This is a genomic window from Psychrobacter immobilis (assembly GCF_904846185.1).
GTDB lineage: Bacteria > Pseudomonadota > Gammaproteobacteria > Pseudomonadales > Moraxellaceae > Psychrobacter > Psychrobacter immobilis_B.
This window is the reverse complement of the sequence record NZ_CAJGZQ010000047.1, coordinates 1-5,397: the sequence shown is the minus strand read 5'-3', so window position 1 is coordinate 5,397 and position 5,397 is coordinate 1. Positions and strand designations below refer to the sequence as shown.

Genomic DNA, 5,397 nt, shown 5'->3' with positions numbered 1-5,397 from the left:
AAGTACGAATGAGATTAGGATCAGCTTGCTTGATTGGTGTCACACCTAAGCCTAGGTTACGAATCCAACCGGCTAAGGTCTTATCAGTCTTTCGATCATGTAATTGCTGTAATTCAGCGTCAGTTACTCTGATAGTAATCTCGCGTGAACGCTTATTTGGTTTACTCTTATTATTCATTAATTTTTAGCCCAATTATAAAAATTTAGTTTGCGAGAAAAACTTTACTGGTATGCTTACTTGAGCAAAATTATGTAGACAATAATATAAATATAATATCGTACTTTGGAATAGGTTATAGAATGAATAAACCTGATAATCAGACCATCTTGGATTTCGTAAATAATACATACGGTAAAGATGTTTTAAGTAATCTTAAAAACATTCACCAAGGAGGTACAAACAACCAGAAAGGTCGTGATTATGAAAATTACTACCAACTCTACAGAGTTTTTCAAACAGCCGCCAATGATGATTATGATTGCAAAAAACACGTCATTGAAACGCAGCAAATCGGTTTTGTAGACGATATCTGTCATATTGATTATGAAAATCAAATAAAATACAACTATCAAGCCAAAGATTCATCTGGTGTTGCGGCTGATTGGACTGACAATATAAGTGAGAGATTTAGGAAGCAAAGAGCGATTGATGCTTCGTGCTTTGGTGTCGATATTACGAAAAATTATTTGTTAGTATCAGATGAATCTAAAGCTAATAAAAATATTGATAAAATTCCGCCAGACTTGAAGCTCCATGATACCTGTGAATATTTTGAAGCTCATTTAAACACTTTGTCGTTAATAGAAAAAACAGATATCTCAACATACATTGAAAAGTTGACTGGAAGAAGTAGTCAAACCACCACTGACTACGCCTGTAGTTTAGTACTTGGTATACTACAGTCTGGAAACTACAATACGATAGACGATGTGTTCTCTAGAGCTGAGTCAGAAGCTCATCCAAATCCGTTTATAAAGTTTAGAAAACCAATAGGAACTCACAGTATTCCCGACTGGGTAATACAAATTCTGACAAACTATTCTAATATCGTTAGGTATAGTTTAGAATATGAGACTCTTATCTTATGCATAAATGAGTCTCTTACTGTTGAATGTAAGATCGAGTCGATTATAGCGATACCTGTTGAGACATCAAAAAATATAATAACTATCAAAGACTTAGCATTTTTATTGATGTCTATCACTGCTCAAGATATTGAGCACTCATTAAGCTCTTCTGAAGATGGAGAGGTATAATATGAATATGAATATGAATCACCGCACATACACAGAAATAGCTACACCACGTGCTAAAAGACAACTCCAAGGGCTTTTAGATAGCATTTCTGCGCCTACGATTTATCGTGAGAGTATGATAGAACTAGGAAAGTTGTTAGCTGAAGCTGTTTTACCTTCGTTAGGAAACGAAAGTACTCTTATCGTTTCTACAGCAGAAGATGCTGACTATTTACAGTTTGGTGTTTCATCATTATTAAAAAGCCAAGGAATAGATACTAAATTAGCCGTATTTTGGAATCATCACTATCAGCTATCCAATAGCTCTAGTGTAGCTCCTATAGTTCATAAATTTATCGAGACAGGCTATAAATCTGTCGATAATATTATAGTAGTAAAGTCTGTGATGTCAGGCAGCTGTGTAGTTAGAACTAACTTGATTGAAATGTTAGACGAGGTTAAAAAAGTTAATAACGTCTTCATACTATCACCAGTCGCTCATACGCATTCAGAAGAAAAACTCAAAAAGGAATTTCCTGAATATATATCAGATAAGTTTAAGTTCTTTTGTTTTGCCGTAGATGATAAACGTGATGTTAGCGGAGAGGTTGTTCCAGGTATCGGTGGACAGATATACGATTTACTTGGGTTAAGCACACAGCCGATTCTTAATTCTTATATGCCAAAAGTGGTTGAAGATCTCGTATTCTAACTAATCTAATCTCTTTTCTACAAAAAAATATGGTTAACACTTCTTCAGTGTTAACCATATTTTTTTGCTTTTTAGGATGGTAATTTCTTTAAAGGGGGTCAAGGGGGCGAAGCCCCTTTGTCAGCACCTAAGAGGGAATATTGCAACGAAGTGAAAATAGCCCCCTCTTAGGACTGCTGGCTTAAAAAATTTTATAAAATAGGTAATTGATATAATTGCACTATTATTATATTGTCTGTAGATGGTTTATAGCTATTGTGGGTAGATAGTTATCTTTATTGTCTGTAGTGAGTTCTCACTGATTGTTTGTAGAGGGTTTAATGATGGAATGTGTCAAGCAGAAGAATCAGAATCGAGTGGAAAACATGAGGCGTGTTAACCTCAAAAGAACAGCGAGAAGTCATGCAATAGTTCTCTTCCTAAGGATTATAGACAACATAGGGAATCTGCATGAGGTGATGTATTCCTATCATCTAAAGCATTTATCAAATGATAAAAGAAAGGAGTTATGGCACGCTTTTTGTGACTTGCCTAATATAGATAAAATAGAGAAGAGACAACACGACAATATACATTTGAATGAGCACTCTCTAACGTCATACAGTGCTGACCAAGTGCTTAAACTAATGGGTATTAATTTCAACAAAGGAAAGCTTAAAAGGTTTGCTTCCAAGGATCGTAAGCAAAATAAGGAGCTGGCTCAATTGGTGTTATCTGTGGTTAAGAGTGATCCTAAAGCGTATAAAGAGGCTTTGGATCTGTTCATTAAGTACTGGATAGAAGATTATGAGTTAAGGGATAAACAATCTACTGAAGCTTAAAGTGCTTTTTTAATCCTTATTTATAGTCAAAAAGGTTTTTAATGTTTTTAAAAGCTTTTAAAAGCTTTTACGTTCGCTGTAACCTTTGCTAGCACTAGCTCTTAACGCCCATTCAATTACGTTTACCGACCCATTCAATTACGTTTACCGACCCATTCAATTACGTTTACCGACCCATTCAATTACGTTTACCGACCTTTTAATTACAAATGATTGTAAGTTGTAATTAAATAGACCTATAATACTTTAGGCTTCTACGAGTGGGTAAAAAAATGGGTGATTGTAAGCTAGTAACCAAAGATAATAAGTTAATTAGTGCTAGCTACTCGCTTGGCATACCTGAACAGCGCATTATATTTTTGGCGATTATTGCAGCAAGGGAACAAAAAAAGCTGATTGATGCTAGGGGTATGCTACAAATTCACGCAAGCAGTTATCAAGAACAATTTAAAGTAGAAAAGCATACATCTTACGGAGCTTTAAAAAGCGCAACTAGGGGATTGTTTGATGCTTACTTCGAGTATGACGATATACATGAACAGACTGGAAAGCCTGTTCATCATCTTGTTAATTGGGTTCAAAAGATAAGCTATATAGAAACAGCTGGTATGATTGAATTGCAGTTCACAGATGCCGTTATTCCATTGATAACAAGGCTTAGCGAGCAGTACACGGAGTACGAATTAAAACAGGTTAGTGAGTTGCAAAGCGAGTATGCAATTAGGCTCTATGAGTTAATGATGCAGTGGAAAAAGGTTGGTAAGACAAACAAGATAGCACTTGATGACTTACGTGCAAAACTGGGGGTCGAGCCTAAGCAGTATAAGCAAATGTGTAACTTTAAAACCCGTGTTCTAGACCTTGCTATCAATCAAATTAACAACTTTACAGATATTACAGCCACGTACGAGCAGCATAAAACAGGACGCGCGGTTACTGGCTTTACATTCATATTTAAGAAAAAGCAGTCCATTGAACATGTTGCTACAGCTAAGAATAAAGCCAGCGATACTGACACACTCGACATATTCCACAATATGACAGACAGTCAAGTAGCCACGTTTAGCAGCAAGCTTGCAAACTTACCTGAGCTTGGTAGCAATGCGCCAATCGGTAAAAGTACCGCTGAATTTGCCGCGATTATCGCCAGTGAGCTTACAGACAAAAATAAGCAAAGCAAATACATGCCTTACTTAGAGAAGATGGGTTATAAGAAATCTAAGCCTCTTAAAACCGCCTGATTCTAGAATGGTCGAGGATAATGGAAGGGCTTTGGTATTGGCATTTTGAGCTCCCTTTTATCGGACTCTGACTGATATTCAGGTAAGGTTGCTGTGATATCAAGCTCTAACGGTTCAGGGGCTTTAATATCGCCATAAAGTGCTCGATGATAGGCTTCTTTCTTAACCATACCTGTTTGCCATACCTTTAAATCATTTTGATACTGCCTACTGGTATTTTGTTCAAAGTGGTCTTGGTAAATCTCTTTGATATGTCGCTGTGCCTTCACACCATCGAAATTTTGCTCATAAACAAAGCCTTTGAGCCTAATATTTTTATGAATACTAGGATGAGATACGCTGATTGAGCTTTTGGTTTCGCGTTCAACAGTTAAGCCCCATCGTTTGAGCTGGTAAGACACACCGAATCTTTCATTAATTAGGTTTTCATCTAAGAGTCTAAGCATTTTTCTATCAATCGCTTCTTTAAGCAAGTGGTGGCTTGGTGGGTTCTTGATAATCTCATCGTCTTTTTCTTCGTTCTTAGTTTTCTGCTTAGAATCATATGGTGTAGGACGTGGAGCATTATTAATATAGGGGTTAATATTACGTTTGCGTATAGGATCATCAGGGTTGGTGAGTTCATACTCATGATTGATGATGTTTTTAAATGCATTCACTCGTACCAAGTCAGCTCCTGCAAAGAATGGCTGTAAGCTTTTACCTGACCTAAGCTCTTGACAAGGAATTACAAAGTTAAGTTCCAACCGCCCACTTTTCTCATTACCTTCAATCACTTGGCCATATTCATTTATATCAGGATCTGTGTCCTTATCGCTATGCTCTATCCATAGAATATCGTACTGATCTGGTTGAAGACCAACAAACAGTGTCTTCTCAAAACGCTGCATAATATCTTTTTTTTGCTTATCGGTGAATTGATCTGCTTTTTCAGTAAAAGATAAAACACCTGATTTATACTTTTGCTTGAAGGGTGTAGCATTAATTAGCTGCTCAGTCATCATAGAATCGCCATAGAGCACTTTAGCACCTGCTCTCTGCCTATCACTACCTAGTAGGTAATTAATCGGCCCTGCACCCGATCCCTTGCCGTGACGAAAAAATTTTACTATCATTTTTCTCCATCCTCGAGACTTTGCTTAATTAAGTTTGTTAAAGTTTTCCTTATAGCTTTGATTTCGGCTAGTATGTTTTCATCTAATTCGTTATTAGTATTAGCATGTTTGGCAATTTGATTGAGGTTAGATCCTATACGACCTAAAGTACGAATGAGATTAGGATCAGCTTGCTTGATTGGTGTCACACCTAAGCCTAGGTTACGAATCCAACCGGCTAAGGTCTTATCAGTCTTTCGATCATGTAATTGCTGTAATTCAGCGTCAGTTAC

The 5,397-nt window shown here is 36.7% G+C and carries 6 protein-coding genes; 4 read left to right on the top strand and 2 right to left on the bottom strand.

The window, feature by feature from the left end; all coding sequences use genetic code 11:
* Positions 1-300: 300 nt before the first annotated feature.
* The 4 genes from JMW94_RS14515 to repM all read left to right on the top strand — a co-directional run bounded on the left by JMW94_RS14515 (position 301) and on the right by repM (position 4,010).
* Entirely contained in the window at positions 301-1,257 is a 957-nt protein-coding gene (locus JMW94_RS14515; RefSeq protein WP_201604876.1) for a hypothetical protein, read from the top strand.
* A 1-nt stretch (position 1,258) separates the two neighbouring features.
* Positions 1,259-1,948 carry a hypothetical protein gene (locus JMW94_RS14510; protein WP_227685544.1) on the top strand — a complete coding sequence of 230 codons (690 nt, stop codon included), beginning with the start codon at positions 1,259-1,261 and terminating at the stop codon, positions 1,946-1,948.
* A 365-nt stretch (positions 1,949-2,313) separates the two neighbouring features.
* Positions 2,314-2,769 (top strand): hypothetical protein, encoded by a 456-nt coding sequence (locus JMW94_RS14505; protein ID WP_201604875.1) that lies wholly within the window; start codon positions 2,314-2,316, stop codon positions 2,767-2,769.
* Positions 2,770-3,029: 260 nt separating this feature from the next.
* The gene (gene repM / locus JMW94_RS14500) at positions 3,030-4,010 is read left to right on the top strand and encodes a replication initiation protein RepM (protein WP_227685543.1); all 981 of its coding nucleotides are present in this window, start codon (positions 3,030-3,032) and stop codon (positions 4,008-4,010) included.
* Between the two features lie 2 nt (positions 4,011-4,012).
* On the opposite strand, the gene JMW94_RS14495 is transcribed toward repM, so the two are convergent.
* Together JMW94_RS14495 and JMW94_RS14490 are read right to left on the bottom strand one after the other, a co-directional pair.
* Positions 4,013-5,125 carry a hypothetical protein gene (locus JMW94_RS14495; protein ID WP_201604874.1) on the bottom strand — a complete coding sequence of 371 codons (1,113 nt, stop codon included), beginning with the start codon at positions 5,123-5,125 and terminating at the stop codon, positions 4,013-4,015.
* The coding region (locus tag JMW94_RS14490) for a plasmid mobilization protein (RefSeq protein ID WP_201604873.1) at positions 5,122-5,397 on the bottom strand (276 nt) is incomplete at its 5' end. The genes JMW94_RS14495 and JMW94_RS14490, both read right to left, overlap by 4 nt.

Coding starts and splice junctions, on each gene's coding strand:
- JMW94_RS14505 (WP_201604875.1), top strand. CDS start 2,314: ATGAGGCGTGTTAACCTCAAAAGAACAGCGAGAAGTCATGCAATAGTT.
- JMW94_RS14495 (WP_201604874.1), bottom strand. CDS start 5,125: ATGATAGTAAAATTTTTTCGTCACGGCAAGGGATCGGGTGCAGGGCCG.
- JMW94_RS14510 (WP_227685544.1), top strand. CDS start 1,259: ATGAATATGAATATGAATCACCGCACATACACAGAAATAGCTACACCA.
- JMW94_RS14515 (WP_201604876.1), top strand. CDS start 301: ATGAATAAACCTGATAATCAGACCATCTTGGATTTCGTAAATAATACA.